This window comes from Streptomyces sp. NPDC060031 (assembly GCF_042736805.1).
Classification (GTDB): Bacteria; Actinomycetota; Actinomycetes; order Streptomycetales; family Streptomycetaceae; genus Streptomyces.
Window position 1 is genome coordinate 44,413 of record NZ_JBHWVM010000005.1, and the last position, 26,264, is coordinate 70,676.

The window sequence follows — 26,264 nt, forward strand, 5'->3', positions numbered from 1 at the left end:
TGGAGACATGTACGCCCGGCGGCGCCGCGCCTACTTCCTGCTGATGGGCGGATGCCTGTTCCTCTTCGTCTCCGCCTGGTCCTTCGTGCGCCTGTGGTCGGTCGAGGCCGCCGTCGCCCTGTGCGTGGTGGCGATGGTCATCCCGCCGGTGGCCGCGATGGTCGCGAACCGCCGGGGTCCGGACGACCGCTGGTGGGACGACCCCTCGGGCGATCCGAAGTCCGACGAGTGGTGGGACGAACTCGACGGAAAGCGGCGCCACGAGGAGTGAAACCCGCCGATATAAAATTGTAATAAGAGTGCGTACAACATCTCTCCACAGCAAGCTGTCATGTGTGTGCACGGGTAATTGGCCCGCGCCACCAGTCCTGTGGGGGGACTCTTTTGGAACACGAACAGACCATCTCTGAGCAGCGGAAAGAGACGGAGAACGTACCGGAATCAGACAGTCCGGAATTTCCGGCCGTAAATTCCGTTGCTCCGGCCCGGCTGCGCCGCCGCGGGCGTACGACCTTCCTGATCGCGAGCGCCGTCGTCCTCGGCGTCCTCGCCGGGACGGTCACCGGTTACGCGATCCAGTTCAACCGCGAACCCACGCCGCTCGCGCCGCTGGCCCAGGCCAAGGTGGTCACCCCGAAGGCGCTCGCGCCGGACGGTGCAACGACGAACAAGACGATCAACGCCAACCGCTGGCACAAGACCGACGACGACCTGGCCAAGCTGCTGATCGAGGCCCCGGGCGGGGCCAAGGTCGAGGGCAGCGGCTACGAATCGCTGGACTTCTTCGCCGCGGAGTTCTTCGAGAACCCGGAACACGGGCTGCCCGGCATCCTGAGCGACAACGTCCGCCGGGTCGCGTCCACGGTCTGGTCCGAGGACGACCGCGTGTTCGTCGAGGTCCGGCTGCTGCAGTTCAACGACCGCTCCGGCGCGGACGATTACGAGAAGGAACAGTCGCGGTACATGCCCCAGGTGAAGTACGCGGGCAACTCCGGCGTGGAGATCCCCGGCCTCGCCGGCGACCTCGGCCACGTGTGGGTGGACGCCGAGGCGCACGAGAAGCCGGGGTACTACCCGATCCGCGGGGCCCGGGCCATCGCCCGCCGCGGCGACATCGTCCTGGACATCGGCTACTTCAACAACCGCGGCAAGATCGCGGAGAGCGATGTCATCGACCTGGCCAAGCGACAGCTGGAGCGACTGTGACCGAGCCGCAGAACGAGAACACCCCGGTCGAGGCCGTTCCGGAGGCCGTCGCCGAGGCTCCGGCACCGGTCGCCGAGACCGTCACCGAGACCGTCACCGAGGTCGCCACCGAGACCCCGGCGCCGGTCGCCGAGGCCGCGCCGGTGAAGCCCGCGCGCACGGTGAACCGTAAGAAGATCGCCGTCATCGCCGCCGGCGTGGCCGTGGCCGTCCTCGTGGGCGGCGCCGTCGCCGCGTCCGCCGCCATCGCGGACGCGGACCGCACCTCGCCGACCCGCTACTGGACCGCCGCGGGCGGGCACGCCGCGCAGCCCGAGAAGCCGGCCGCCGTGCCGGCGAACGAGCTGTCGGGCAAGCTGCTGCCGGTACCGACCACCTTCACCCTGGGCCCGGACCTCGCGGACGACGGAAACAACTTCGTCGTCTCCGGCGAGAGCGCGGTCGAGGGCTTCAAGGACGCCCGCAAGGGCCTGTCCAGCACCGAGCGCAAGCAGCGCGACGAGGCCCTGGCCGAGCTGAAGCTCAAGGGGCTGGCCGGACGCAGCTACACCAAGGGCGGCGGCCAGATGGTGCTGGAGGTCCGCATCATGCAGGCCGACCCGCAGTCCCTGGGCAAGTTCGCCGAGGTCACCAAGAAGCTCATCGAGTTCATGGGCGAGGGCCGCGACGCGCCCAAGGTCGACGGTTTCCCCGACGCGAAGTGCTCCGTGATGGGGCTCGGCGAGAAGGACAAGGAGACGATCGACTCGCTCGACTGCGTGGCGGTCGAGGGTGACGTGATGGTCAACTTCCGCGCCTACGGGCCGAAGCCCTTCTCCACCGCCGATGCCACGCAGTTCTTCAAGAACCAGCTGACCCACCTGAAGTCCCCCGGGGAGTCCGTGTGACCGAGCAGAACACCGCCCCCGAGACCGTGACCGAGGCGACGGCTCCCCAGGAGCCCGAGACCCCCGCGGCCCCCGCGGCCCCCGCGGCCCCCGCGGCCCCCGCGGTCCCCGAGACGCAGGCGACCCCGGAGGCCCCGGAGGCCCCGGAGGCCCCCGAGGCGCCGAAGGTGCCCAAGGACCGCCGCAAGCTGTTCGCCGCCCTGCGCTGGACCGCCGCGGTCCTCGCCTTCGGCGCCGTCGGCACGGGCGTCGCGTACGGGATCACCCAGCCCGAGCGCACCGACATCCCCGGCCTGCACACCGAGGACGACGGCCGCTGGGTCTTCCCTGCGCTGGCCAAGCCCACCCTGGCTCCCGGCGCCGCGCAGCCCTTCGCCGAGGACAACAAGGAAGGCGTCCACTACGCCACCCTCGGCGAGCTGCTCCTGCCGGCCCCGCAGGGATCCGCCCAGGACCCCGCGCTGAAGCTGGAGAAGGACCAGATGGTGTCCCAGGACACCTTCCTGGAGGAGTACGACCCCGGCGCGCGCCAGGAGATCAAGCAGAGCTTCGTCGACGACGGCCTGCGCCAGATCGCGGCCCGCGGCTGGGTCATGCCGGACGGCACCCGCACCCGGATCTACGTGCTGCGCTTCCACTCCTCCGGCTTCGCGGACGCCTTCGAGGGCTGCGGCCTGAAGATGAAGGTGAGCGGCGTCAACCGGATCGAGCCCGACCCCGCCTGGAGCAGGGCCAAGCGCACCCAGTCCGCTCCCGACCTGCGCGAGGTGTCCCTCTATTCGGAGGCCGCCCCGTTCGGCGACGAGCAGGTCAAGGTCGGATGCGTCCAGTCCGGCGACCTCCAGACCGTGGTCTTCCAGACCCGCAAGGGCGAGGTGGCGGCCGTCCCGTTCCACCAGACGGTGATCCTCCAGGACCAGCTGCTGCGCTGACGGCGGCGGCCCGGCGCCGCTGTACGGCCCACCTCACAGAGTGCACCGGTCCCCAGGCCAGTAGGCTTGGGGACCGGCCCGTACCCCCGAACGAAACCTCCGAGGAGCACACCGTGCTTGAGGCAGTCTTCACCTCCCTGCTGGTCCTGGTCTGCGTCGGCGTCCTCGCCTTCACCGGTCTGGCCGTGAAGAAGCTGTACCAGGGCCAGCGCTGACCGCCTGGCCCCGGATACCGGAACCCCTCCCACAGATCGCCTGAGCAGACATCCATGATCCAGATCCCGTCCGACCTGAACCCGGGCCTCGTCCCCCTCGCCTTCCTCCTCGGCACCTGGGAAGGCGCAGGCGTCTTCGACTTCCCGGGCGAGGAGAAGTGCAACTTCGGCCAGGAGGTCGTCTTCAGCCACGACGGCCGGGACTTCCTGGAGTACACCTCCCACACCTGGGTCCTCGACGCCGAGGGCAAGCAGGTGCGTCCGCTGGAGTCCGAGTCGGGCTACTGGCGCATCGACAAGGACCGCAAGGTCGAGATCGTCATGGTCCGTGACCAGGGCGTCGTCGAGGTCTGGTACGGCGAGCTCGCCGACCAGAAGCCCCAGATCGACCTGGTCACCGACGCGGTCGCCCGCACCGCGGCCTCCGGCCCGTACAGCGGCGGCAAGCGGCTCTACGGCTACGTCAAGAGCGACCTCATGTGGGTCGGCGAGAAGGCCACCCCGGACGTCGAGCTGCGCCCGTACATGTCGGCCCAGCTCAAGAAGGTCGTCAGCCCCGAGGAGGTCGCCGAGATGGCGCGCAACCTCCCCGACATGCCGGACGACGGCATCGCCTTCTTCCACTGACCGGAGTGCGAGAAGGGGACCGCCGGGCAGCCCGCGGTCCCCTTCCCGCGCTTACACTGGCCGAGTGGTGAGCGCCGAGAGCACCGATGCACGCGAGACCAGTGAGAGCGCCGACTGGAAGACCGACCTGCGCCGGCGCGGATACCGCCTGACCCCGCAGCGCCAGCTCGTGCTGGAAGCGGTCGATGCCCTGGAGCACGCCAGCCCGGACGAGATCCTCGCCGAAGTGCGCAAGACCGCCTCCGGGGTCAACATCTCCACCGTCTACCGCACGCTGGAGCTGCTGGAGGAGCTGAAGCTCGTCTCGCACGCCCACCTCGGCCACGGCGCGCCCACCTACCACCTCGCCGACCGGCACCACCACATCCACCTGGTGTGCCGCGAATGCGCGGACGTCATCGAGGCCGATGTGGACATCGCCTCCGAGTTCACCGCCAAGCTCCGCGCGACCTTCGGCTTCGAGACCGACATGAAGCACTTCGCCATCTTCGGACTCTGCAAGAAGTGCGCCGCCAAACACCGTGACGGCCACGCGCCATAGGGTCGTAGGCTTGGTTTCATGACCAGCCCTTTGCTCCATCTCCCCGGCGCCGTGCAGGCCGAAGGCCGCGATGAGGGCGTCGCCGCCCACTACGGAGAGCTGTACGGAGAACAGCGCGCCCTCGCCGACGGCCGCGGCTTCGTCGACCTCTCCCACCGCGGCGTCGTCACCGTCTCCGGACCGGAGCGGCTGAGCTGGCTGCACCTGCTGCTCACCCAGCACCTCACCGAGCTGCCGGCCGGGCAGGCGACCGAGGCGCTGATCCTCTCCGCCAACGGCCACATCGAGCACGCGCTGTACCTCGTGGACGACGGCGAGACGGTGTGGGCGCACGTCGAGCCCGGCACCCAGGAGGCGCTGATCGCCTACCTGGAGGCGATGAAGTTCTTCTACCGCGTCGAAGTCGCCGACCGCACCGCCGATTTCGCCGTCGTGCACCTGCCCGCCGGCTCCATCGCCGAAGTCGCCGAGGAGCACGCCGTACGGGAGACCCCGCACGGCCGCGACGTGTTCCTGCCCCGCGCCGAGCTGGAGGCCTTCGCCGCCACGCACGGCCCGGCCGCCGGCCTGCTCGCGTACGAGGCGCTGCGCGTCGAGTCGCACCGGCCGCGGCTCGGCGCCGAGACCGACCACCGCACCATCCCTCACGAGCTCGGCTGGATCGGCACCGCCGTGCACCTGCAGAAGGGCTGCTACCGCGGCCAGGAGACGGTCGCCCGCGTCCACAACCTGGGGAAGCCCCCGCGCCGCCTGGTCTTCCTGCACCTGGACGGCTCCGAGGTGCTGCTCCCGGCGCACGGCGCGCCCGTACGCCTCGCCGCCGACGGGGAGGAGGGCCGCCAGCTGGGCTTCGTGACCACCGCGGTCCGCCACCACGAGCTGGGCCCGATCGCCCTCGCGCTGGTCAAGAGGAACGTTCCGGTGGACGCGCCGCTGCTGGTCGGCAAGACGGCCGCCGCGCAGGAGGTCGTCGTCGCGCCGTAGCCGGCGTCGGATGCCTCAGATGTCGATGACGAGGGAGAACGGGCCGTTGTTGGTGAGCGAGACCCGCATGTCCGCGCCGAACCGGCCCGTCTCCACCCTCGCGCCCAGCGCCCGCAGTTGCGCCACGACCTCGTCGACCAGCGGCTCGGCCACCTCGCCGGGCGCCGCCGCGTTCCACGTGGGCCGGCGGCCCTTGCGGGCGTCTCCGTAGAGCGTGAACTGGGAGATCACCAGCAGCGGCGCGTCCACGTCGCTGCAGGACTTCTCCGCCTCCAGGATCCGCACGGACCACAGCTTGCGCGCCAGCTGCGCCGCCTTCTCCGGGGTGTCGTCGTGGGTCACCCCCACCAGCACGCACAACCCCTCGCCGACGATCTCGCCCACGGTCTCACCGGCCACGACGACACTCGCGCCGTCCACCCTCTGCACCACTGCTCGCATACCACCTGTGTACCAGGCGTGCACCGTCCCTAGCGAGGTCGGCCGGTATGGGCTTGGCCGACGCGGTCTCAACGCGCCGCTCCACCCCGGCCAGGGGGACGGTGAGCACCTGCAACCGGCCTTGCTTCCGGGCGCGTTCGGCCCGGTTCGCGTAGCCGCGCGCCACCGTTCACCCGTACGAGGTATCCGATGGCCAACCAGAGGCAGAACGAATCAACCGTTGGCCCGTCCGGGGCCGATCGGGTGGTCCGGGACTGCATCCGCACCACGGAGAGTGGCACGATGCACGCAGGCGGTGCCCCCAGCACCGGTCGAGGGGACGGACACGTTCACATGAATATCTCTGGTACCTCCGTACCTGTACCCGCTTCCGACGTCACGGGAGCCCTGCGGCCGCCCGTGCAGCGCACCGGCGACCCGCACGCACCGGCGACGCCGGCCACCGCGCTCGAACTGCCGGAGCTGCGCACGCTGCGCCGCGACGCGCAGCGCGACGAGGCCGACGTGAGTTACGTACGCCGACTGCTCCAGGGCCGCATCGACATCCTGCGCGCCGAACTCGCGCGGCGTACGGACCCCGAGACGCCGGTGGTCGACCGGCTTTCCGAGATCCTCGCCGACGCCCCCTCCAGCCGCAGTGCCTCCGCCCGGCACCTCACCCTCAGGACCCCACAGGGCGAGGAGTCCCGGCTGCTGGTCGCCGAGATGCTGTCCGACGTGGAGCTGTCGGACCTCGCGGCGCGCACGGACGAGGAGCTGTACGAGGCGATGGGCCGCCTCGTGCGGTACGAGCAGCAGGTCTCGCGGCGCCGCCAGCAGCTCCAGCGCACGGTGGACGACTCCAGCGCGGAGATCACCCGGCGCTACCGCGAGGGCGAGGCGCAGGTGGACGATCTGCTGGCCTGAGGCCCACGGGCGCGGCCGGGAAAATCAGGCGACGGGGCCGCACGGGCGGGATTAGCGTGGCCGGTCATGACCGCTGAAGTCCGGCCGATCGCCGCATCCGAACTCGCCGACTGGCTGAACGCCCTGAACACGGGGTTCCTGACCCCGGCCCGGGTGACGGAGCCGGACGTCGCCGATCGGGCCAAGTACAGCGACCTCGCCCGCCTCCAGGGCGGGTTCGACACCGCGACCGGCCGCTGCGTCGCGTCCTTCCGTTCCTTCGCCCAGCAACTGACCGTGCCGGGCGGGGCGGTGGTCCCGGCCAGCGCCGTCTCCAACGTCACCGTGACGCCCACGCACCGCCGCCAAGGCCTGCTCACCCGGATGATGGCCGCCGAACTGGCCGCCGCGAAGGCGCGCGGCGAGGTCCTGAGCACCCTGGTCGCCGCCGAGTACCCGATCTACGGGCGGTACGGGTACGGGCCCGCGGCCTCCGTCACGGAATGGGAGATCGACGTACCGCGCGGCGGACTCGACCGGCGCTGGTCCGCGCCCGCCGACGGCGCCCGGATCGACCTCGTGGACGCGGCCGAGGTGCGGCGGGTGGGCCCGGGGCTGCACGAGCGGCTGCGGGCGGTCACCCACGGCTTCATCGACCGCGACGAGCGCTGGTGGAACCTGACGACCGGGCTGGAGGAGCTGTCGCACCGCCCGTACAAGGAGAAGTTCCACGCCGTGTACCGGACGGCGGCGGGCGAGGTGGAGGGCCTGGCCGCCTACACCTTGGACGACCGGTGGACCGAAGCGAAGACCCCGCAGAACACCCTCCAGGTCAGGGGGCTGCTGGCGCTGTCCCCGGCCGCGGAGCGGGCCCTGTGGCACTTCCTGTGCTCCATCGACTGGGTGCAGACGGTCCGTACCGGCTACCGCGCCCCTGACGACCTCGTCGCACAGCTGCTGCCCGACCCGCGCGCCGCGAGGGTCGTGACGGTCTCGGACTTCCTGTGGGTGCGGCTGCTGGACGTCGTCCGCGCGCTGAGCGCCAGGACGTACGCCTGCCCCGGGATCCTCGTCCTGGAGGTGACGGACCCCGCCGGGCTGGCCGGCGGCCGCTACCGGCTGGACGCCGCGACGGGGGAGTGCGAGGTCACCGGGGACCCCGCCGACCTGCGCCTGGACGTGGCCGCGCTCGGTTCCCTCTACCTCGGCGAGGAGTCCGCGCTGCGGCTCGCCGCGCTCGGCCGCATCGACGAGGAGCGGCCGGGGGCGGTCGCGCTCGCGGACACGGTCTTCCGCACGGCCCGCAGGCCCTGGTGCCCGGACATCTTCTGATCCGCCGATCCCGTCACACGGGCGGGCCGCCGACCGTCAGGTCTACGGAGCGACTGCACGGACGGCACCGGCGGCACGGACGAGGGAGCACGGGATGAACGGCACGGCGGAGACCCGGTCTGCGGACATCGCGTACCTGGCGGCGCGCTTCGAGGAGAAGCGCGGGCACCTGCGGGCGGTGGCCTACCGGATGCTCGGCTCGCTCAGCGAGGCGGAGGACGCCGTGCAGGAGGCCTGGTTCAGGCTCGACCGCTCGGACACCGACGAGGTGGAGAACCTGGGCGGATGGCTGACCACCGTCGTCGCCCGGGTCTGCCTCGACCAGCTGCGCACCCGCAAGGCGCGTCGCGAGGAGTCCCTGGACGGCCCGGTGTTCAGCGGTCCGGAGCCGGTGCTGAGCGGCCCGGAGGGGCTCGACCCGGAGCAGGAGGTGCTGCTCGCGGACTCGGTGGGGCTCGCGCTGCTCGTCGTACTGGAACAGCTGGCGCCGGCGGAGCGGTTGGCCTTCGTGCTGCACGACATGTTCGGGGTGCCGTTCGACGAGATCGCGCCGATCGTGGAGCGTACGCCCGCGGCGGCGCGGCAGTTGGCGAGCCGGGCGCGGCGCCGGGTGCAGGGCGGCGCGCCGGCGCCGGACCGCGACCTGCGGCGCCAGCGCGAGGTGGTCGGGGCCTTCATGGCGGCCTCGCGCGGCGGCGACTTCGAGGGCCTGATCGCGGTGCTGGACCCGGACGTGGTGCTGCGGGTGGATCTGGAGGAGACGGCGCTGGGTGCGTGGGCGGTGGCCCGGCAGGCGCTCACCTTCGCCCGGATGGCGCCGTACGCGCGGGCCGCGCTGGTCAACGGGGCGCCGGGCGTCGTCACGATTCCGCCGGGCGGCAAGGCGGTTGCGGTGATGGGCTTCACGGTGAGCGGCGGCCGTATCGTCGCGATCGACATCCTGGCGGATCCGGCGAGGCTGGACCGCATCGATGTGACGGTCTTGGAGAACTGAGACCGAGAACTGAGGACTGAGGTATTTGAAGTCACTTGTGGAACACCTCCGCGCGGCCGGCTGCGTCTTCGCGGAGGAGGAGGCGGACCTGCTGAAGGCCGCCGCCAGCGACGAGCGGCACCTGGCGGAGCTGCTGGCCCGCCGGGTGCGGGGTGAACCGCTGGAACACGTGGTGGGCTGGGCCGAGTTCATGGGGCTGCGCGTGGAGGTGGGGGCGGGGGCCTTCGTGCCGCGCCGGCGCACCGAGTTCCTGGTGCGGGAGGCGGTGGCGCTGGCCCGGCCCGGCGCGGTGGTGCTGGACCTGTGCTGCGGGGTCGGCGCGCTGGGCGCGCTGGTGGCGGCCTCGCTGCCGGGCGCCGGGGGCGTGGAGCTGCACGCGGCGGACGTCGACCCCGGAGCGCTGGCCTACGCGCGGCGCAATGTGGCGCCGTACGGGGGCGCGGTGTGGGAGGGAGACCTGTACGACCCGCTCCCCGAGGCCCTGCGGAGCCGGGTCGAGGTACTGGTGGTCAACGCCCCGTACGTGCCGACGTCCGAGATCGCCCTGCTGCCGCCGGAGGCCCGCGACCACGAGCCGCTGATCTCCCTCGACGGCGGCGCGGACGGCCTCGACCTGCACCGGCGCATCGCTGCGGGCGCCCTCGCGTGGCTCGCGCCGGGCGGCCACCTGCTGATCGAGACGAGCGCCCGCCAGTCCCCGGTGACGGCCTCGGCCCTGTCGGCGGCGGGCCTGGGGGTCCGCGAGGTCACCTCGGACGAGTACGACGCGACGGTGATCATCGCCCGCGCGCCCGCTGCGTGAGGGAAGGGCGCGGTGCGCGCCCCCGTCACGCCCCCTTGAGCCCGTCACGCCCCCCTAAGGCTGCCGTGCGCCCTTGCCGGGCGATTCGGGCACTCCTTACGGTTACGCAGCGTACGCAATTTCACGCAACGTAACCGCTAGGGGCGCGATGAAACAAGGCAACCCCTTCTGGCGCGCGGTCGGATCTGCTCGTGCGTGATGTTGCAAGCAACTGCTTGCAATAGTTAGCAGCATCGGGCAGGATCGGGGGCATGGCATCGCTCAACGTCGGAAATCTCGGCGCGTACCTGCGCGAGCAGCGCAGGCAGGCTCAACTTTCGCTGCGGCAACTTGCCGACGCGGCGGGGGTGTCGAATCCGTACCTGAGTCAGATCGAGCGCGGCCTGCGCAAGCCGAGCGCGGACATCCTGCAGCAGCTGGCCAAGGCGCTGCGGATCTCCGCGGAGACGCTGTACGTGCAGGCCGGGATCCTGGACGAGCGGGATCGGGACGAGGTGGAGACGCGGGCCGCGATCCTCGCCGACCCGTCCATCAACGAGCGGCAGAAGCAGGTGCTGCTCCAGATCTACGAGTCGTTCCGCAAGGAGAACGCGCTCGAGGCCGACCCGGCCGCCCCGTCCGACCCCGTCGACCCGGCTGATCCGGCCGGCGTCGGCGACGCGATGCCCCCTACGGCTACGAACTGAACTGTGATCCGGGAGGACCAAGCACATGGCCATCGCCGATGACCTGAAGAAGACCCTCACCGACCCGACCCCGCTCTACTTCGCCGCCGGCACCGCCGACCTCGCGGTGCAGCAGGCCAAGAAGGTGCCCGGGCTCATCGAGCAGCTGCGTGCCGAGGCCCCGGCGCGCATCGATGCCGTACGCAACACCGACCCGAAGGCCGTGCAGGACAAGGCCAAGGAGGCGCAGGAGGCGGTCACCGCCAAGGTCGCCGAGGTGCTCGGCGCGATCGACCCGAAGAAGCTCGGGGAGACCGCCCAGGACCTGGCCCTGCGCGGGGTCGGCGTGGCCGCCGAGTACGCCGTGAAGGCCAAGGAGGCCTACGACAAGGTCGCCGAGCACGGTGAGCAGGCCGTGCGGGCCTGGCGCGGCGAGGTCTCCGAGGAGATCGTCGACATCGCCGTCGCCGTCGAGCCGGAGCCCGCGGCCGCGCCGTCCACGGGGGAGCCGGCCGCCGAGGCCGCCGCCGAGGAGAAGCCCCCGGCGAAGAAGGCCGCCACGCGCAAGCCCGTGGCCAAGAAGACCGTCGCCGCGACGGCCGACGAGAGCTGACCGGCACGACGACCGTGGACCGGGCACCCGAGGGGTGCCCGGTCCGTTGTGGTTTGTAAGCGCTGCTCTGCCGGTAGCGTGGAGACAGATGGCACCAGGCGCGAGAAGGCGGTCAGGCGATGTTGATGAACGGGTTCGATAACGGAGTGCTTCCGTTGCTCGGGTTCGCCATGCTGGCGCTCGCCGTCGTGGCCTTCGTGCTCGCCCTGCTGGCGCGCGAGGACGCGTACCGGGCCGCCGAGAAGCAGACCAAGACGTTCTGGCTGGTCATCCTCGGCATCACCGTCCTCGTGGACTTCTTCCTCGGAATGCTCTTCCTGGAGATCGCCGGCCTGGTCGCCACCATCGTGTTCTTCGTCGACGTGCGCCCCGCCCTCAAGCAGGTCTCCGGCGGCGGCGGCCGCCGCAAGGGCGGCGGCAGCAGCAGCGACGGACCGTACGGGCCCTACAACGGCGGGCGGTAGTTTCCCGCCGCTGCTCAGCCCCCGGCGCGGGAGAGCAGCACCACGGCGACGTCGTCCGTGAGCTCGCCGCCGTTGAGGCGGCGGGCCTCGCTGACCGAGGCCTCCAGGAGGCCCTCGCCGCTCAGACCGGCGTCCAGGTGGCGGTTGATCATCTCGACCATGCCGTCCTGGCCGAGCCGTTCCCGGCCTTCGCCGATCCGGCCCTCGATCAGCCCGTCGGTGTAGAGCATCAGGCTCCAGGTGCCGCCCAGCTCCACCTGCCGCCGGGGCCACCGGGCCCGGGGAAGCAGGCCCAGCGCCGGGCCGCTGTTCTCGTACGGGAGCAGTCGCGCGGGGCGGCCCGGGCGGGATATCAGCGGCGCCGGATGGCCCGCCAGGCACAGGCCGGCGCGGCGGCCGTCGGGGGCGATGTCCACCGTGCACAGCGTCGCGAAGATCTCCTCGCAGGGCCGCTCCACCTCCAGCACCTCCTGGAGGGTGGCGAGCAGGTCGTCACCGCACAGCCCGGCCAGGGTCAGGGCGCGCCAGGCGATGCGCAGCTCCACTCCGAGGGCGGCCTCGTCGGGGCCGTGGCCGCAGACGTCGCCGATCATGGCGTGGACCGTGCCGTCGGGGGTGCGGACGGTGTCGTAGAAGTCCCCGCCGAGCAGCGCCCGGCTGCGCCCGGCGTGGTAGCGGGCGGCGAAGCGGAGGTCCGAGCCCTCCAGGAGCGGGTTCGGGAGCAGGCCGCGCTCCAGGCGGGCGTTCTCCTGGGCGCGCAGTTTCGATTCTGCGAGCTTGTACTGGGCGGTGTCCGCCCGTTTTCTCTCCACGGCGTAGCGGATGGCGCGGCTGAGCAGGCGCCCGTCGAGCTCGTCGCGGAAGAGGAAGTCCTGGGCGCCGACGCGCACGGCCTCGGCCGCGCGCTCGGCGTCGCCCTCGCAGGTGAGGACGAGGACGGCGTGGCGGGGCGCGATGCGGAGCACCTCGCGCAGGGTGTCCAGCCGGTCGGTGGGGTCCGCGGCGCGGGCCGGGCCGGCGCCGGGGCCGCCGGGGAGGGAGAGGTCGAGCAGGACGCAGTGCACGTCGGGCGTGAGCAGGCGCGCGGCCTCGGTGAGGTTGCGGGCGGTGCGGAGCCGGATGCGGTGGCCGTCGGCGTCGAGGATCTCGGGGACGGTGAGGCCGCCGGCGGGATCGTCCTCGATCACCAGCAGGGTGAGGGAGGGCGCGGCCGCGGCTGCCGTCGCGGCCGTGAGCTGTGGCGGGGCGGCGGCCTGCGGAAGGGCCTGACCGCTCTCCGGGGCCGGGATCTCCCTCTGCCGCGGTACGGGTACGGGCATCGTTTCCGGTTCCTTCCCTCCCCCCGAGGGTGCGCTCGTCCGGGCGACCCTAGCGGCCTTGTCCAGGGGAGCGGAATGCCCTTCCTGGCCAGGGCCGCCGTCATATGCCGTTATCGCCCGGGAAACCCGCTCCACCGAATGACCAACGTCACGGCGGCGCCTGGATCCGTCCCGTCTGACGAGACGTCCCGGGAGCCGTCCTGGTTGCGTCGGGTTCGCGCCTGATCGCCCGGACTCGCGCCTGATCGCCCGGGCGGGCCAGCCGCCCCGGGCGGGGCTCCTACACGTCCGGGCGGACGACCGCCTTGATCGGCATGGAGCCGGCGCCCGCCAGGGTGACATTGCGGCCCGGGCGGGGCGCATGGATGATCGCGCCGTCGCCGACGTACATCGCGACGTGGCTCGCGTCGTCGAAGTAGATGATCAGGTCACCCGGGCGCATGTCCTTGACCGCGACCTTCGGGAGCAGCCGCAGCTGCTCCTGCGAGGTCCGCGGGATCGACTTGCCCGCCGCCCGCCAGGCCTGCGAGGTCAGCCCCGAGCAGTCGAAGGTGTCGGGCCCCTGGGCGCCCCAGACGTACCGCTTGCCGATCTGCGCGGACGCGAACTGGACCGCCCGCTTGCCGGCCTCGGTGGCCGAGCCGTGGACGTCCTTCAGCACGCCCGTCGACAGCCAGGCCGTCTGGGACCGGTACTGGGCCTCCTGCTCCAGCTGCAGCAGCCGGGCCTTTTCTTCGGCCTCCAGCTTGCTCTCCAGCTCCTCCGCGGTCTTGATCTTCTGCTCGATCTCCTTCTTCGCGGACTCCTGCTTGACCCGGTTCGCCTCCAGCGCCGCCCACTGCGCGCTGGCGTCCTTCGCGTACTGCTGCAAGTCGTCCTGGGTCCGGTTCAGTTCGGAGAGGAGGTCGGAGGTGGCCTTCTCGCCCTGGCGCAGCCGGTCCGCCCCGTCGAGGAACTGGGTCGGACTGTTGCTCAACGCCAGCTTCGCGCCCGGCGGCAGGCCGCCCGAGCGGTACTGGGCGCGGGCCGCCGCGCCCGCGCGGCTCTTCAGCGCGGAGATCCGCTCCTGGCCGGCCACGACCTGGTTGGCGATCTCGACGATCTTGGCGGACTGGGTCTTCGTCTCGCTCTCGGCGAGGTTGTAAGCGTCCGTGGCGGTGCCCGCCTGGCGGTAGAGGTCCTCAATCTCCTTGCGGACCTGCTCCAGGGACTTCGTGCCCGGATCCGGCGTCGGCGCGGCGAAGGCCGTCCCGACCGCGAGGCCGGGTGCGGCCAGTATCGCCAGCGCGCACAGCAGTGTGAGAGCGGTCGCACCCCGCCGTCGCTTCACGGTCCCCATGGTTCCCCCAGACGCCCCGACACCGGGCGACATCACTCGACATCAGATCTGACTATTGGTCAGTAACTTGTCACTGCCTTCGGGATGGTGCCACGAGTCGGTGAATTCCGACAGCCTTGGGGGAGTCCACCCGATCTTGTCCCCCCGCGCCCGACCCACGCCCGACCCGTACCCCACCCCTACCCGACCGCTCAACGGGCCGCCCGCGCCCCCGGTTCCCCGACACACCACCTTCACCCCACCGGACGCAACGCCTCCCAGCGCACCGTCAGTTCCCCCTGCCGCCACCGCCCCGGCCCGTCCGCCAGCGGCCAGTCCCGGGACAGGTCCCGCGCCGTCCGGATCCAGCGCTGCCGCGCCCCGTACGAGGCGTACGGCGCGGCCGCCGCCCACGCCCGGTCGAAGTCCCGCAGGAACGCGTGCACCGGCTCACCCGGCACGTTCCGGTGGATCAGCGCCTTCGGCAGCCGCTCCGCCAGGTCCGAGGGCCGCTCCAGCGACCCCAGCCGCGTCGCGAAGGTGACCGTGCGCGGCCCCTCCGGGCCCAGCGCGACCCACACGTGCCGCCGTCCGATCTCGTCACAGGTGCCCTCGACCAGCAGCCCGCCGGGGGCGAGGCGCGCGCACAACCGCGCCCACACCGCCGCCACCTGCTCCTCGTCGTACTGGCGCAGTACGTTCGCCGCGCGGATCAGCGCCGGCCGCTCCCCGCCCTCCAGCGGCACCTCGAAGCCGCCGTGCCGGAAGGTCAGCCCGTCCCGCTCGTACGGCCGGGCGCCCGCGACCCGCGCCGGTTCGATCTCGATGCCGACGACCCGTACCCGCGGAGCCGCCTCCCGCAGCCGCGCCAGCAGCTCGACCGCCGTCCACGGCGCTGCCCCGTAGCCCAGGTCCACCGCGACCGGCGCGTCCGCACGGCGCAGCGCCGCCCCGTGCGCGGCCGCGATCCAGCGGTCCATGCGGCGCAGGCGGTTCGGGTTCGTCGTCCCACGCGTCACGGTGCCCACAGGGCGGCCGGGGGGAGGGGTACTGCGGGAAGCCATGAGCCGAGAGTAAGCGGAGCCCTCCCGCCCGATAAAGAACCGGCAAACCCGGCAGGAAATCGCGCGGTCCCGGAATGCGGGGCACGGCCATCCGGGTTGCACTCCTAGGAAGAGCGCCGGGCGCGCTCCCACAGCCGTGCCCAGCCCCGCCCAGCCGTACCCCCCATCCGTACCCGCCAGCCGTCGTCCGAGCGAGAGGAACTGCTCCCTTGAGCCAGTACGTGTCCCGCCTCGGCGGCAGCCTCAGCGGCCGCATCTCCGCCGCCCGCGCGACCCGCCACGACCCCCCGCGACTGCGCCTGCCGGCCGTCGGCAGCCACCGCAAGCCGCGCCGCGTCGCCATGCTCAGCGTGCACACCTCGCCGCTGCACCAGCCCGGCACCGGCGACGCCGGCGGTATGAATGTGTACATCGTCGAGCTCGCCAGGCGCCTCGCCGCCATCAACATCGAGGTCGAGATCTTCACCCGCGCCACCACCGGCGGCCTGCCGCCCGTGGTCGAGCTGGCCCCGGGCGTCCTCGTACGCCACGTGGACGCGGGCCCGTACGAGGGCCTCGCCAAGGAGGAGCTCCCGGCCCAGCTGTGCGCCTTCACCCACGGCGTGATGCAGGCCTGGGCCGGCCACCGCCCCGGCTACTACGACCTCGTCCACTCCCACTACTGGCTCTCCGGCCACGTCGGCTGGCTCGCCGCCGAGCGCTGGGGCGTCCCCCTCGTCCACGCCATGCACACCATGGCCAAGGTCAAGAACGCGGCGCTGGCCGAGGGCGACACGCCCGAGCCCGCCGCCCGCGTCATCGGCGAGACCCAGATCGTCGTCGCCGCCGACCGGCTGATCGCCAACACCGCCGAGGAAGCCGACGAGCTCGTACGGCACTACGAGGCCGACCCCGGCAAGGTGGCCGTCGTCCACCCCGGCGTGAACCTCGACCGCTTCACCGTCGCCGACGGCCGCGCCGCCGCCCGGGCCCGCCTGGGCCTGCCCCAGGACGCCGTCATCCCGCTCTTCGCCGGGCGGATCCAGCCGCTCAAGGCGCCCGACATCCTGCTGCGCGCCGTCGCCGAGCTGGTGGACCGCGATCCGTCGCTGCGCACGCGGCTGTTCGTACCGGTGGTGGGCGGGCCGAGCGGCAGCGGCCTGGCCAAGCCGGAGGGGCTGCAGAAACTGGCCGCCAAGCTCGGCATCGCCGACCTCGTGCACTTCCACCCGCCGGTGCGCCAGGACCAGCTCGCCGACTGGTTCCGGGCGGCGTCCGTGCTGGTCATGCCCTCGTACAACGAATCCTTCGGGCTGGTCGCGATAGAGGCCCAGGCCGCCGGCACCCCGGTCCTCGCGGCCGCCGTCGGCGGGCTGCCCGTCGCCGTCAACGACGGCGTGACGGGGATCCTCGTACCCGGCCACGACCCGGTGGACTACGCCCGGGAGCTGCGGCGCTTCGTCGACGATCCGCACCTCGCGGACCGGATGGGCGCCGAGGCCGCCCGGCACGCGCAGTTCTTCGGCTGGGACACCGCCGCGAGCGGCACCGCGGACGTGTACACGGCCGCGATGCATGATCATCGCCGTCGCGTACGCTCCCACCATGGCTGACACCGCCGAGATCGTCGAGAGCACGCTGACCGATGCCGGGCTGAGCTGGGAGAGCCCCGAGCCGGGTTCGTACGTCGTCCGGCTCCCCGGCACCCGCAAGCTGAGCACCACCTGCTCGCTGCGGGTCGGCAAGCACTCGCTGTCGGTCAATGCCTTCGTGATCCGCCACCCCGACGAGAACGAGGCTGGCGTCCACCGCTGGCTGCTGGAGCGCAACCTCAAGCTGTACGGCATGGCCTACGCCGTGGACCGCCTCGGCGACGTCTACCTGACGGCCCGGCTCCCGCTGTCCGTGGTCACCCCGCAGGACCTGGACCAGCTGCTCGGCACGGTCCTGGAGGCGGCGGACGGCGCCTTCAACACCCTGCTGGAGCTGGGCTTCGCCGGCGCCATCCGCCGCGAGTACGAGTGGCGCGTCTCGCGCGGCGAGCCGACCTTCAACCTCGACGCGTTCAAGCACCTCACGCAGCCGTCGGCCTGACCTCGGGGACCGGACCCGAAACCGGAGCCGAAGCCGAAGCCGGAGCCGGTTCCGAAGCCGGAGCCGGTTCCGAAACCGGAGCCGGCGCTGCCACGGGCGGCAGGCCGCGCATCAGCAGCCAGTACCCGAGCCCGGCCACGGTCCCCAGGACGGCCGTCGCCCCCCACAGCCACCCCGCCCCGAAGCGGTCGATCACCCCGCCCGCCAGCAGCGGCGCGATCAGCGAGGCCACCGCCCAGGACATCGTGTACATCCCCTGGTAGCGACCCCGCCCGTGCAGCGGGGAGAGCCGCGCGACCAGGCCCATCTGGGTCGGCGAGTTGACGATCTCGGCCAGCGTCCACACGCAGACGGTCAGCGCAAGGGCCCCGAGCGAGCCGCTGAAGGCCGTGAGCCCGAACCCGTACCCGGCCAGGAGCGCGGAGATCACCAGCAGCTTCTGCGGGTCGCGGTGCTCGATGAACCGCGTGACCGGGATCTGCAGTACGACGATCATCACGCCGTTGATGGCGGACACCAGGCCGAAGTCCCCGGTGGAGAAGCCCGCCCTGCCCATCGCCAGCGGCAGCCCGAACGACCCCTGTATGAAGATCAGCGAGATCAGGAACGACAGCCCGACCACGCCCATGTAGCGGCCGTCGCGCAGCACCGTGCCGAGCCGGACCTCCGCCTCGGCCGCGGTGGCCGCGTCGCCCTTCTCGGGCCGCGACTCGGGCAGCTTCAGGTAGACCACCACCGCGCAGAGCAGCGTCAGCGCCGCCTCGCCGAGGAAGCCCGCCAGGTAGCTGTACTCGGCCACGAAGCCGGCGACGGCCGCGGAGATCGCGAAGCCGAGGTTGATGGCCCAGTAGTTCAGCGCGAACGCCCGTACCCGGTCCTCGGGGCGGACGATGTCGGCCATCATCGCCTGCACGGCGGGCCGCGAAGCGTTCGAGGTCATGCCGACCAGCATCGCCACCGCCGCGATGGCCGCCGGGTGCTGCATGAACCCGAGCAGGGCCACCGAGAAGGCCGTCGAGACCTGCGCCGCCATCATCGTGGGCCGCCGCCCCAGCCGGTCCGTCATCACGCCCGCCACGAGCGAGGAGATCACCCCGCCGAGCCCGTGCAGGGCCACCACGAGTCCCGCGAACGAGGCCGAGTAGCCCCGCTCCAAGGTCAGGTACAAGGTCATGAATGTGGCGACGAAAGCCCCGAGCCGATTGACCAGCGTGCTCGCCCACAGCCACCAGAACGCGCGCGGCAGACCCGACACGCTCTCCTTCGCGGCCCGTCTCAACGAGTCAACGGACATAAGGAAATCCCCCCGGTGATGTAAGTGCCCCTCCAGCTCTTGGGACCCTACGTATGACGACCCGCCGGGGCCACTGGATTGACGTCCGCCGTCAATCGGCCGCCGTGCGGACCGCGCGCGAGCGCCCCGGGCCGTCCATTAGGCTCGTACGCATGGCCGACGCACCGTACAAGCTGATCCTCCTCCGTCACGGCGAGAGCGAGTGGAACGCGAAGAACCTGTTCACCGGCTGGGTGGACGTCAATCTCAACGAGAAGGGCGAGAAGGAGGCGGTCCGCGGCGGTGAGCTGCTCAAGGACGCCGGCCTGCTCCCCGACGTCGTGCACACCTCGCTCCAGAAGCGCGCGATCCGCACCGCGCAGATGGCGCTCGAGGCGGCCGACCGCCACTGGATCCCGGTCCACCGCTCCTGGCGCCTGAACGAGCGCCACTACGGCGCCCTCCAGGGCAAGGACAAGGCCCAGACGCTCGCCGAGTTCGGCGAGGAGCAGTTCATGCTGTGGCGCCGCTCGTACGACACCCCCCCGCCGGCCCTTGAGGACGGCACCGAGTTCTCGCAGTCCGGCGACCCGCGCTACGCGACGATCCCGCCGGAGCTGCGCCCCCGTACCGAGTGCCTCAAGGACGTCGTCGTCCGCATGCTGCCGTACTGGTACGACGGCATCGTCCCGGACCTGCTGGCGGGCCGCACCGTCCTGGTCGCCGCGCACGGCAACTCCCTGCGCGCCCTGGTCAAGCACCTGGACGGCATCTCCGACGCCGACATCGCGGGCCTGAACATCCCGACCGGCATCCCGCTCGCCTACGAGCTCGACGCCGACTTCAACCCCCTCAAGCCGGGCGGCACCTACCTCGACCCGGACGCCGCCGCGGCCGCGATCGAGGCGGTCAAGAACCAGGGCAAGAAGAAGTAGTTCCTGCGCGGACCTCGTGCGAAGGGCCCCGGCCGAGGGATCGGGCGGGGCCCTTCGTGTACGTCGGGCCGGGTGCGGGCGGGGTCAGCCGCCGCACTGGCAGGGGGCGCCGGACTGGCAGCCGCAGCCGCAGCCCGAGCCGCAGCCGCAGGCGGCGAGCAGCGGCAGGCGCAGCGCCTCCGGCGGCTGCACTTCGTGCTCCGGGGTGATGGGGACGGGGGAATCGGGCATGGTTCCTCCTCGCAGGCGGCGTACGGGACTTCGCACGACGGACCGCCCTCGCCCCATTCATGCCCAGCCGCACCGGCGCGTCAACGGCGCATTGGGGCAGAGCCGCCGACGCGCCCCGCCGGACCCGGGACGGACCCCGTCAGACGCCCTCGACCTGCGTCGGCGCCTGCAGCTCGTCCGCGTGCTCACCCGTCACCAGGTAGACCACGCGCTTGGCCACCGACACCGCGTGGTCCGCGAAGCGCTCGTAGTAGCGGCCCAGCAGCGTCACGTCCACGGCCGTCTCGATGCCGTGCTTCCAGCGGTCGTCCATCAGGTGCTGGAACAGCGTGCGGTGCAGCTGGTCCATCTCGTCGTCGTCCTGCTCCAGCTGGAGCGCCAGGTCGACGTCCTTCGTGATGATGACCTCGGCGGCCTTCGCCATCAGGCGCTGCGCCAGCTGACCCATCTCCAGGATGGTGGCGTGCAGGTCGCGCGGCACCGCCGTGTCCGGGAAGCGCAGCCGCGCCAGCTTCGCCACGTGCTGCGCCAGGTCGCCGGAGCGCTCCAGGTCGGCGCTCATCCGCAGCGAGGTGACGACGATGCGCAGGTCGGTGGCGACCGGCTGCTGCCGGGCCAGCAGGGCGATGGCCCGCGCCTCCAGGTCGTGCTGGAGGTCGTCGACCTTCTGGTCGGCGGCGATGACGCTCTCGGCGAGCTTCAGGTCGGCGTCGAGCATGGACGTCGTGGCCCGCCCGATCGCGGAACCGACCAGCCGGGCCATCTCGACCAGGCCCTCGCCGATCGAGTCCAGTTCCTCGTGGTACGCGTCACGCATGTCTGGTGTCCCTCTCTTGACCTACTGCACTGCTGCTCACTGCACTGCTGCTCTACTGCCCGGGGGCCGGCGGCCGGGGTGGCCTGTTGCCCCACGTTGACACGGTGGGCCGCGAACGCGTCCGACTCCGGCATCCCAAGTGAATCAACCCCGTCTCCAGGGTGAACTCTGGGCGACGACTGTTCGAGGTGCCACCCGAACGGCTGTGGAAGTGTCGTTGTGCCTGCTTAACCTGGATGCATGGACGTGAACGCGGCGGTCGCCGCAGCTGCAGCGATTGCCGGTCTTTGCACCGGTGTCATCGCCATGCTGGCGTTCCGCTGGAGCGAGCGCGACCAGGCCCGCCCCACCCGGAGCTCCATGCGCCCCGACATCAACGCGGTGCTCCCACCCGGCGTGGACACCGTCCTTTCCGTACTGCGCTCCTCCGCCGTCGTCCTCGACGAGGGCGACGCGGTGGTCAAGGCCAGCTCGGCGGCATATGCCCTCGGCCTGGTCCGCGGCGGCAAGCTGGCCGTGGAGCCCATGCTCCACATGGCCCGCGACACCCGCCGCGACGGGGAGATACGCCAGGTCGAGCTCGACCTGCCCCGGCGCGGCACCGGCCGCGGGGAGGCCCTCGCCGTCTCGGCGCGCGTCGCCCCGCTCGGCTCCCGCCTCGTGCTCCTCCTGGTCGAGGACCTCACCGAGGCCCGCCGGATCGAGGCCGTACGCCGCGACTTCGTCGCGAACGTGTCCCACGAGCTGAAGACCCCGGTCGGCGCGATCTCCCTGCTGTCCGAGGCCGTCATGGACGCCGCGGACGACCCCGAGGCGGTCAGCCGCTTCGCCGGCCGCATGCAGATCGAGGCCACCCGCCTGATCAACCTCGTACAAGAGCTCATCGACCTCTCCCGGGTGCAGAACGACGACCCGCTCGAGGACGCGGAGCCCGTCCGCGTGGACACCCTCGTCGCGGAAGCCATCGACCGCTGCCGCCACACGGCGTCCTCGAAGCAGATCACCATGGCCGCCGGCGGCACCGCCGACCTGCGCGTCTGGGGCCACCGCGGACAGCTCGCCGCAGCCCTGGGCAACCTCGTCGAGAACGCCGTCAACTACAGCCCCGCCCGGACCCGCGTCGGCATAGCCGCACGCAGGATCGCGGCACCTGGGGGAGACTTGATCGAGGTCGCCGTGACCGATCAGGGCATCGGCATCCCGGAAAAGGACCGCGAGCGCATCTTCGAGCGCTTCTACCGCGTGGACCCGGCCCGCTCCCGTGCGACGGGAGGAACCGGTCTGGGCCTTGCGATCGTGAAGCACGTAGCGGCTTCGCACGGCGGGGAGGTGTCGGTCTGGAGCTCGGAGGGTCAGGGCTCCACGTTCACCCTGCGACTCCCCGAAGCGGCCGCGCCGGCCCCGGCGACGGCTCCCGCACCCAGCAGCCCCCCGCTTGAAAAACAAACAGCACCAGCCATTCCTGCCCCGGAGGTCCTTCCGTGACCCGAGTGCTCGTCGTCGAGGATGAGGAATCCTTCAGCGACGCCCTGTCCTACATGCTCCGCAAGGAGGGCTTCGAGGTCGCCATCGCCGCGACCGGGCCCGACGGGCTGGACGAGTTCGAGCGCAACGGCGCCGACCTCGTCCTCCTCGACCTGATGCTCCCCGGCCTGCCCGGCACGGAGGTCTGCCGGCAGCTGCGCGGCCGCTCCAACGTCCCCGTGATCATGGTGACCGCCAAGGACAGCGAGATCGACAAGGTCGTCGGGCTGGAGATAGGAGCCGACGACTACGTCACGAAGCCCTTCTCCTCGCGGGAGCTGGTCGCCCGCATCCGCGCCGTCCTGCGCCGCCGCGGCGAGCCGGAGGAGGTCACCCCGGCGGCCCTGGAGGCAGGGCCCGTACGGATGGACGTCGACCGCCACGTGGTCACCGTCGCCGGAGCCAAGGTGGACCTCCCGCTCAAGGAGTTCGACCTGCTGGAGATGCTGCTGCGCAACGCGGGCCGCGTACTGACCCGCATGCAGCTGATCGACCGCGTCTGGGGCGCCGACTACGTCGGTGACACCAAGACCCTCGACGTCCACGTCAAGCGCCTGCGCGCCAAGATCGAACCCGACCCGGGCGCGCCGCGCTACCTGGTCACGGTCCGCGGCCTCGGCTACAAGTTCGAGCCGTAGACCGCCGAGTCTTGAGCAGTACGAGGAAGGGCCCCCACCCGCGTCGCGGATGGGGGCCCTTCCTCATGCGTCGTCACGCCGCTCCGTGCACGTGGCTCAGTGGCCGGCGCCCGCGGAGGCCGACCCGGACGGGGTGCCCGCGGGGGACCCGGAGGGGCCGCCCGAGGCCGCGCCGGACGGCGAGCCCGACGGGGTGGTGGAGGGGCTGCCCGACGGGGAGGCGCCCGCCCCCGCGGCCGGGGCCGCGGTCGGGCCGAAGCCCGCGTACTGGCCGGTCGCCGGGACCACGAAGGCCTCCAGCTCCACGTCGCCCGCGGAGCTCAGCTGGAAGACGACCTTCTGTACGTTGCCGTCCTTGACGGCCTCGCGGCCGGACTCGATCACGGCGGACGCGTTGCCCGCGCCGCCCAGCACCAAGGAACCGCCGGCCGGCACGATGACCTTGCCCGTCCCGGCGGCGGGCTTCAGCACGACCTTGCCCTTGCCACCCGAGAGGGTGATCGCGTCGAGCGTCTGCTCCTTGATGCCGGCGTTGAAGAGCGTCGCCGAGACGGCGGCCGGGCCCTTCGCGTCCGCCTTGGCCTGGGTGATCACGAGCGCGTTCTGGACCTTGATGTCGCCCTTGGTGGCGGCGGCGTTGTCCGGCTTGATCTGAAGGGTCTGAGCGTCCTTGCCCGCACCGCATGCGGCCAACGAGGCGATCGAGAACACGACGGCGGTGGCGGCGAGGGCACCGCGTCGAAGGCTGCGGCTCACGGTGGCGGCAACTCCTTGGACGTACGGAACGGAAGGATGGACTCCCCCAGCTTCCGCTGGGAGTGCCCCCTGGAACGGCCGAGGTAAAGCCGTCCTAAGGGTGTGTCAGCGCGCTTAGGTTACCGAGCCGCCGCCCCGCCCCCGCACCCGACCCTCCGCAGCGCGCGAGCGGCCCTGCCGCGGCTACCCGATCTTGCATTCCGCGCGCCGTTCACGTGCCCCCCGCATATCGTGGGCGGCCCGCCGGTGATCAATTCCGGGATTCCTTCGAACGCCGCCCCGTGATCAATTCCGGATTGGGCCGGAACCCGCCCCGTACGGGTGGCCGCCAGTCGAACGGAGTAGTTCGGTTTCCCCGCTTTGAAACCGGCAAAACGGGACGTACGTCACGCTGACGCGCCCGCCCGCCCGGTGTGGCGTGGCCGTTTCGGCTGGTCCGCGCAGCGCCTCCGACCTGCGAATACCCCCTTCCAGAAGCTCTTCGCAGCACGTTCGTGTCGCTGTTGTCAAGCCCCGAGATGTGCCCTGACCTGCGAAAACGCCATTCATAACAGTCGGTTCTCGTGTTACCCTGGATAGCCACGGAAGGGGTACCTGTCACATGACGTTCAAGGTTGGCGACACCGTGGTCTATCCCCATCACGGGGCCGCGCTGATCGAGGCCATCGAAACTCGCCAGATCAAAGGCGTGGACAAGACCTACTTGGTGCTCAAGGTCGCCCAGGGCGACCTGACGGTTCGTGTGCCTGCGGACAATGCGGAGTTCGTCGGCGTTCGCGACGTAGTCGGCCAGGACGGGCTGGACCGGGTCTTCGAGGTGCTTCGTGCGCCGTATGCAGAAGAGCCGACGAACTGGTCCCGGCGCTACAAGGCAAATCTGGAGAAGCTCGCTTCTGGCGATGTCATCAAGGTCGCCGAAGTGGTGCGTGACCTGTGGCGTCGTGAGCGTGAGCGCGGGCTTTCCGCGGGCGAGAAGCGCATGCTCGCGAAGGCGCGCCAGATCCTGGTGAGCGAGCTCGCGCTCGCCGAGAACACCAACGAGGACAAGGCCGAGGCCCTCCTCGACGAGGTGCTCGCGTCCTGACGCGAGACGCCGTCAATCGCACGGTGTTCATACAGTTGTGCCGCGGTGCCCGATGACAAGCCCTCTCCTCCACGAGAGGGCTGTTGCCGGGCGCTGCGGCATGTCCGTACCCGTACCCCGGATCCATCCCCGGTCCCCTACCCCGATCCCCGCACCCCACTGGCGTGCCGGGTCCGGGCAGCCGGCTCGACCGGTCGTCACGGAAGGGGCGAGGGCGTCGCACCCGGCACCCTTGAGGCCATACCCATGTCGGCCGAAGTCACAAACCTGGCTCGGAGCTACTGATGTCTGACGAATCGCGCCCCCACCGCACCGCCGCGGTGATCCCGGCCGCCGGCCGCGGGGTACGCCTCGGCCCCGGCGCCCCCAAGGCCCTGCGGTCCCTCGGCGGCACCCCCATGCTCATCCACGCCGTCCGCGCCATGGCCCGCTCCCGAGCGGTGTCCCTCGTGGTCGTCGTCGCCCCGTCCGACGGGGCCGCCGAGGTGCGCCACCTCCTCGACGAGCACGCGCTCCCCGAGAGGACCGAGATCCTGGTCGTCCCCGGCGGCGAGACCCGCCAGGAGTCCGTGCGCGCAGGACTGGACGCCCTCCCGGCGGACGTCACCTCCGTACTCATCCACGACGCGGCCCGCCCGCTCGTCCCCGTCGACACCGTCGACTCCGTCATCGAGGCCGTACGCGACGGCGCCCCCGCCGTGGTGCCCGGGCTGCCGCTGGCCGACACCGTCAAGGAGGTCGAGCCCGGCCGGCCCGGCGACCCCGAACCGGTCGTCGCCACGCCCGAGCGCGCCCGGCTCCGCGCCGTCCAGACCCCGCAGGGATTCGACGTCGCCACCCTCGTGCGCGCGCACGAGAAGATCGCCGTGAACGGCGAGGGCGCCACCGACGACGCCGGCATGGTGGAACAGCTCGGCATCACCGTCATGGTGGTTCCCGGCCACGAAGAGGCCTTCAAGGTCACCCGCCCGCTCGACCTGGTCCTCGCCGAGGCCGTACTCGCCCGCAGGAGGGCCACCGATGCCTACTAGCTCCGCAGGTTCCGCCCGCGTCCCCGGGGACGCCGCGCGGCCCCTGTTGCCGCAGGTCGGCATCGGCACCGACGTGCACGCCTTCGAGGCGGGCCGCGAGCTGTGGTGCGCCGGGCTGCTGTGGGAGGGGGAGGACGGGCTCGCCGGGCACTCCGACGGCGACGTCGCCGCGCACGCCGCCTGCGACGCCCTGTTCTCCGCCGCCGGCGTCGGCGACCTCGGCGCGCACTTCGGCACCTCCCGCCCCGAGTGGTCCGGCGCCGCAGGCGTCACCCTGCTGGCCGAGGCCGCCCGCATCGTCCGCGCCGAGGGCTTCGAGATCGGCAACATCGCCATCCAGGTGATCGGCGTGCGCCCGAAGATCGGCAAGCGGCGCGAGGAAGCGCAGAAGGCGCTCGCCACTGCCGCGGGCGCCCCCGTCTCCGTCTCCGGAACCACCACCGACGGACTCGGCCTCACCGGCCGCGCCGAAGGGCTCGCGGCCATCGCCACCGCCCTGGTGTACCGGCCGAACCCCGCTTGACCGCGCCGTAGCGACAGCCCGTACGACACCGCTTCGCAAACAATCGCACCCCGCGCCCCGAAAGGGTCGCGGGGCACTGCCGCAGGCCCA

The 26,264-nt window shown here is 71.7% G+C and carries 30 protein-coding genes; 22 read left to right on the forward strand and 8 right to left on the reverse strand.

Going from position 1 to position 26,264, the window contains the following annotated elements; genetic code table 11:
• Window positions 1-7 precede the first annotated feature (7 nt).
• The 7 genes from ACFWB8_RS03330 to ACFWB8_RS03360 all read left to right on the forward strand — a co-directional run bounded on the left by ACFWB8_RS03330 (window position 8) and on the right by ACFWB8_RS03360 (window position 5,392).
• Entirely contained in the window at window positions 8-271 is a 264-nt protein-coding gene (locus tag ACFWB8_RS03330) for a DUF3099 domain-containing protein (protein ID WP_385221774.1), read from the forward strand.
• Window positions 272-384: 113 nt separating this feature from the next.
• Window positions 385-1,206 (forward strand): hypothetical protein, encoded by an 822-nt coding sequence (locus ACFWB8_RS03335; protein WP_385221777.1) that lies wholly within the window; start codon window positions 385-387, stop codon window positions 1,204-1,206.
• The gene (locus ACFWB8_RS03340; protein WP_385221780.1) at window positions 1,203-2,093 is read left to right on the forward strand and encodes a hypothetical protein; all 891 of its coding nucleotides are present in this window, start codon (window positions 1,203-1,205) and stop codon (window positions 2,091-2,093) included. The genes ACFWB8_RS03335 and ACFWB8_RS03340 overlap by 4 nt, the downstream gene beginning before the upstream one ends.
• The gene (locus tag ACFWB8_RS03345) at window positions 2,090-3,025 is read left to right on the forward strand and encodes a hypothetical protein (protein ID WP_385221782.1); all 936 of its coding nucleotides are present in this window, start codon (window positions 2,090-2,092) and stop codon (window positions 3,023-3,025) included. The genes ACFWB8_RS03340 and ACFWB8_RS03345 overlap by 4 nt, the downstream gene beginning before the upstream one ends.
• A gap of 269 nt (window positions 3,026-3,294) precedes the next feature.
• Window positions 3,295-3,867, forward strand: coding sequence for an FABP family protein (locus tag ACFWB8_RS03350; protein WP_385221785.1), 573 nt, complete (start codon window positions 3,295-3,297; stop codon window positions 3,865-3,867).
• Window positions 3,868-3,931: 64 nt separating this feature from the next.
• Window positions 3,932-4,408: a Fur family transcriptional regulator gene (locus ACFWB8_RS03355; protein ID WP_385221787.1), complete on the forward strand. Its 477-nt coding sequence runs from the start codon at window positions 3,932-3,934 to the stop codon at window positions 4,406-4,408.
• Between the two features lie 18 nt (window positions 4,409-4,426).
• Window positions 4,427-5,392 (forward strand): YgfZ/GcvT domain-containing protein, encoded by a 966-nt coding sequence (locus ACFWB8_RS03360; RefSeq protein ID WP_385221790.1) that lies wholly within the window; start codon window positions 4,427-4,429, stop codon window positions 5,390-5,392.
• A gap of 15 nt (window positions 5,393-5,407) precedes the next feature.
• Here the strand turns inward: ACFWB8_RS03360 and dtd are convergent, their stop codons facing one another.
• Complete coding sequence (dtd, locus tag ACFWB8_RS03365) at window positions 5,408-5,833, reverse strand: D-aminoacyl-tRNA deacylase (RefSeq protein WP_385221793.1); 426 nt, start codon at window positions 5,831-5,833, stop codon at window positions 5,408-5,410.
• A gap of 333 nt (window positions 5,834-6,166) precedes the next feature.
• On the opposite strand from dtd, the gene ACFWB8_RS03370 reads away from it, so the two are divergent.
• From ACFWB8_RS03370 to ACFWB8_RS03400, 7 genes are all read left to right on the forward strand, one after another.
• The gene (locus ACFWB8_RS03370; protein WP_385221796.1) at window positions 6,167-6,739 is read left to right on the forward strand and encodes an AmfC protein; all 573 of its coding nucleotides are present in this window, start codon (window positions 6,167-6,169) and stop codon (window positions 6,737-6,739) included.
• A gap of 66 nt (window positions 6,740-6,805) precedes the next feature.
• Window positions 6,806-8,050, forward strand: coding sequence for a GNAT family N-acetyltransferase (locus tag ACFWB8_RS03375; RefSeq protein ID WP_385221799.1), 1,245 nt, complete (start codon window positions 6,806-6,808; stop codon window positions 8,048-8,050).
• A 94-nt stretch (window positions 8,051-8,144) separates the two neighbouring features.
• On the forward strand, window positions 8,145-9,044 hold the full coding sequence (locus tag ACFWB8_RS03380) for a sigma-70 family RNA polymerase sigma factor (protein ID WP_385221801.1): 900 nt from the start codon (window positions 8,145-8,147) through the stop codon (window positions 9,042-9,044).
• Between the two features lie 25 nt (window positions 9,045-9,069).
• On the forward strand, window positions 9,070-9,846 hold the full coding sequence (locus tag ACFWB8_RS03385; protein ID WP_385221804.1) for a putative protein N(5)-glutamine methyltransferase: 777 nt from the start codon (window positions 9,070-9,072) through the stop codon (window positions 9,844-9,846).
• A gap of 251 nt (window positions 9,847-10,097) precedes the next feature.
• Entirely contained in the window at window positions 10,098-10,532 is a 435-nt protein-coding gene (locus ACFWB8_RS03390) for a helix-turn-helix domain-containing protein (protein WP_385221807.1), read from the forward strand.
• A 25-nt stretch (window positions 10,533-10,557) separates the two neighbouring features.
• Window positions 10,558-11,124, forward strand: a complete 567-nt coding sequence (locus ACFWB8_RS03395; protein WP_385221809.1) for a hypothetical protein — start codon at window positions 10,558-10,560, stop codon at window positions 11,122-11,124.
• Window positions 11,125-11,243: 119 nt separating this feature from the next.
• Window positions 11,244-11,588 carry a DUF2516 family protein gene (locus tag ACFWB8_RS03400; protein WP_385221812.1) on the forward strand — a complete coding sequence of 115 codons (345 nt, stop codon included), beginning with the start codon at window positions 11,244-11,246 and terminating at the stop codon, window positions 11,586-11,588.
• A gap of 14 nt (window positions 11,589-11,602) precedes the next feature.
• On the opposite strand, the gene ACFWB8_RS03405 is transcribed toward ACFWB8_RS03400, so the two are convergent.
• From ACFWB8_RS03405 to ACFWB8_RS03415, 3 genes are all read right to left on the reverse strand, one after another.
• Window positions 11,603-12,907, reverse strand: a complete 1,305-nt coding sequence (locus ACFWB8_RS03405) for a PP2C family protein-serine/threonine phosphatase (RefSeq protein ID WP_385221816.1) — start codon at window positions 12,905-12,907, stop codon at window positions 11,603-11,605.
• A gap of 280 nt (window positions 12,908-13,187) precedes the next feature.
• Window positions 13,188-14,246 (reverse strand): NlpC/P60 family protein, encoded by a 1,059-nt coding sequence (locus ACFWB8_RS03410; RefSeq protein WP_385221819.1) that lies wholly within the window; start codon window positions 14,244-14,246, stop codon window positions 13,188-13,190.
• 233 nt (window positions 14,247-14,479) lie between these two features.
• Window positions 14,480-15,289 carry a class I SAM-dependent methyltransferase gene (locus tag ACFWB8_RS03415; RefSeq protein WP_385221822.1) on the reverse strand — a complete coding sequence of 270 codons (810 nt, stop codon included), beginning with the start codon at window positions 15,287-15,289 and terminating at the stop codon, window positions 14,480-14,482.
• A 209-nt stretch (window positions 15,290-15,498) separates the two neighbouring features.
• Between ACFWB8_RS03415 and mshA the strand changes: the two genes are divergently transcribed.
• Window positions 15,499-16,881 (forward strand): D-inositol-3-phosphate glycosyltransferase, encoded by a 1,383-nt coding sequence (mshA, locus tag ACFWB8_RS03420; RefSeq protein WP_385221825.1) that lies wholly within the window; start codon window positions 15,499-15,501, stop codon window positions 16,879-16,881.
• Window positions 16,874-17,362 (forward strand): YbjN domain-containing protein, encoded by a 489-nt coding sequence (locus ACFWB8_RS03425; protein WP_385221828.1) that lies wholly within the window; start codon window positions 16,874-16,876, stop codon window positions 17,360-17,362. Before mshA ends, ACFWB8_RS03425 begins: the two co-directional genes overlap by 8 nt.
• On the opposite strand, the gene ACFWB8_RS03430 is transcribed toward ACFWB8_RS03425, so the two are convergent.
• A complete protein-coding gene (locus ACFWB8_RS03430) occupies window positions 17,343-18,656 on the reverse strand; it encodes an MDR family MFS transporter (protein ID WP_385221831.1) in 1,314 nt (437 codons plus the stop codon). The two genes, ACFWB8_RS03425 and ACFWB8_RS03430, sit on opposite strands and share 20 nt — an antisense overlap.
• 152 nt (window positions 18,657-18,808) lie before the next feature.
• Between ACFWB8_RS03430 and ACFWB8_RS03435 the strand changes: the two genes are divergently transcribed.
• On the forward strand, window positions 18,809-19,570 hold the full coding sequence (locus tag ACFWB8_RS03435) for a phosphoglyceromutase (protein WP_385221834.1): 762 nt from the start codon (window positions 18,809-18,811) through the stop codon (window positions 19,568-19,570).
• A gap of 84 nt (window positions 19,571-19,654) precedes the next feature.
• Here ACFWB8_RS03435 and ACFWB8_RS03440 read toward each other — a convergent pair whose 3' ends face one another.
• Window positions 19,655-19,801, reverse strand: a complete 147-nt coding sequence (locus tag ACFWB8_RS03440; RefSeq protein ID WP_385221837.1) for a hypothetical protein — start codon at window positions 19,799-19,801, stop codon at window positions 19,655-19,657.
• A gap of 139 nt (window positions 19,802-19,940) precedes the next feature.
• On the reverse strand, window positions 19,941-20,618 hold the full coding sequence (gene phoU, locus ACFWB8_RS03445; protein WP_030858619.1) for a phosphate signaling complex protein PhoU: 678 nt from the start codon (window positions 20,616-20,618) through the stop codon (window positions 19,941-19,943).
• A gap of 240 nt (window positions 20,619-20,858) precedes the next feature.
• On the opposite strand from phoU, the gene ACFWB8_RS03450 reads away from it, so the two are divergent.
• A complete protein-coding gene (locus tag ACFWB8_RS03450; protein ID WP_385221840.1) occupies window positions 20,859-22,103 on the forward strand; it encodes a sensor histidine kinase in 1,245 nt (414 codons plus the stop codon).
• Window positions 22,100-22,780: a response regulator transcription factor gene (locus ACFWB8_RS03455; RefSeq protein WP_007265514.1), complete on the forward strand. Its 681-nt coding sequence runs from the start codon at window positions 22,100-22,102 to the stop codon at window positions 22,778-22,780. Before ACFWB8_RS03450 ends, ACFWB8_RS03455 begins: the two co-directional genes overlap by 4 nt.
• Before the next feature lie 96 nt (window positions 22,781-22,876).
• Here ACFWB8_RS03455 and ACFWB8_RS03460 read toward each other — a convergent pair whose 3' ends face one another.
• Window positions 22,877-23,536 carry a DUF461 domain-containing protein gene (locus tag ACFWB8_RS03460; RefSeq protein ID WP_385221844.1) on the reverse strand — a complete coding sequence of 220 codons (660 nt, stop codon included), beginning with the start codon at window positions 23,534-23,536 and terminating at the stop codon, window positions 22,877-22,879.
• 601 nt (window positions 23,537-24,137) lie between these two features.
• Between ACFWB8_RS03460 and ACFWB8_RS03465 the strand changes: the two genes are divergently transcribed.
• The 3 genes from ACFWB8_RS03465 to ispF all read left to right on the forward strand — a co-directional run bounded on the left by ACFWB8_RS03465 (window position 24,138) and on the right by ispF (window position 26,174).
• The gene (locus ACFWB8_RS03465; protein ID WP_003953493.1) at window positions 24,138-24,620 is read left to right on the forward strand and encodes a CarD family transcriptional regulator; all 483 of its coding nucleotides are present in this window, start codon (window positions 24,138-24,140) and stop codon (window positions 24,618-24,620) included.
• 284 nt (window positions 24,621-24,904) lie between these two features.
• Complete coding sequence (gene ispD / locus ACFWB8_RS03470; RefSeq protein WP_385221847.1) at window positions 24,905-25,651, forward strand: 2-C-methyl-D-erythritol 4-phosphate cytidylyltransferase; 747 nt, start codon at window positions 24,905-24,907, stop codon at window positions 25,649-25,651.
• The gene (gene ispF / locus ACFWB8_RS03475; RefSeq protein ID WP_385221850.1) at window positions 25,641-26,174 is read left to right on the forward strand and encodes a 2-C-methyl-D-erythritol 2,4-cyclodiphosphate synthase; all 534 of its coding nucleotides are present in this window, start codon (window positions 25,641-25,643) and stop codon (window positions 26,172-26,174) included. Before ispD ends, ispF begins: the two co-directional genes overlap by 11 nt.
• Window positions 26,175-26,264 lie beyond the last annotated feature (90 nt).